Origin of the sequence: Micromonospora sp. M51 (genome assembly GCF_018070305.1) — a bacterium.
In the GTDB taxonomy this organism is placed as follows: Bacteria; Actinomycetota; Actinomycetes; order Mycobacteriales; family Micromonosporaceae; genus Micromonospora; species Micromonospora parva.
In genome coordinates this window covers 1-1,131 of sequence record NZ_JAGPXZ010001213.1, presented here as the reverse complement: position 1 = coordinate 1,131, position 1,131 = coordinate 1, and the positions used below count along the sequence as shown (strand labels likewise).

The window sequence follows — 1,131 nt, the reverse complement described above, 5'->3', positions numbered from 1 at the left end:
GGGTCGGCACGAGCGCACCTACCGCTGTCCAGCCGCCCGAAGCCCCGGTCAAGGCTCGCGTAACGGGAAAACTTACGGCAGACTAGTTTCTGTACCGAATATTTTCCAGTAGCCTTCGGGCTTCGATGATCAGCCGCACCACCGAGGAGGGGCCGTGACCCACACCATCCCGCACCCCCGTCACGCCCCGGTCGCCGCACCGACCGCCGGGCAGCCCTACGAATACCACCGCCGCCCCCTGGTCGAACCGGACTGGACCCGCTTCCCCGGCTGGCGCCACATCACCCGCGACCAGTGGGAATCCGCCCAGTGGCAGCGCGTCAACTGCGTCAAGAACATCAAGCAGCTCCGCACCGTCTTCGGCGACCTGATCGACGAGACCTTCTACGCCGACCTCGAGGCCGACCAGAAGGCCCTGGCCACCATGTCCATGCTGGTGCCACCCCAGATGATCAACACGATGGTGCCGTTCGCGACCCCCACCACCGAGGCACTGCTCGCCGACCCCATCCGCCGCTACATGATCCCGGTCGCCTCCGACCGCCGCACCGACTGGCCCTCACACCCCTACGCCAGCCGCGACAGCCTCCACGAACACGACATGTGGGTCGCCGAAGGGCTCACCCACCGCTACCCCACCAAGGTCCTCGCCGAGCTGCTCTCCACCTGCCCCCAGTACTGCGGGCACTGCACCCGGATGGACCTCGTCGGCAACTCCACCCCCGCCGTCGACAAACTCAAGCTCACCCTCAAGCCCGTCGACCGCTACGACGCCCACATCGCCTACCTCAAGGCTCACCCCGGCGTCCGCGACGTGGTCGTCTCCGGCGGCGACGTGGCCAACGTCCCCTGGCGCAACCTCGAGTCGTACCTCATGCGCCTGCTGGAACTGGAGACGGTCCGCGACATCCGGCTCGCCACCAAAGCCCTCATGGGCCTCCCCCAGCACTGGCTGCAACCCGACGTCGTCGAAGGCCTGGAGCGCGTCGCCCGCACCGCCGCCCGCCGCGGCGTCAACCTCGCCATCCACACCCACGTCAACCACGCCCAGTCGCTCACCCCACTGGTCGCCAAGGCCGCCCAGACCGCCCTCGACGTCGGCGTCCGCGACGTCCGCAACCAGGGCGTCCT

1 protein-coding gene is annotated in these 1,131 nt (G+C 68.5%); it reads left to right on the top strand.

Annotated elements, in window-relative coordinates; genetic code table 11:
* Positions 1-154: 154 nt before the first annotated feature.
* The coding region (locus tag KBX53_RS33780) for a KamA family radical SAM protein (RefSeq protein WP_210863901.1) at positions 155-1,131 on the top strand (977 nt) is incomplete at its 3' end.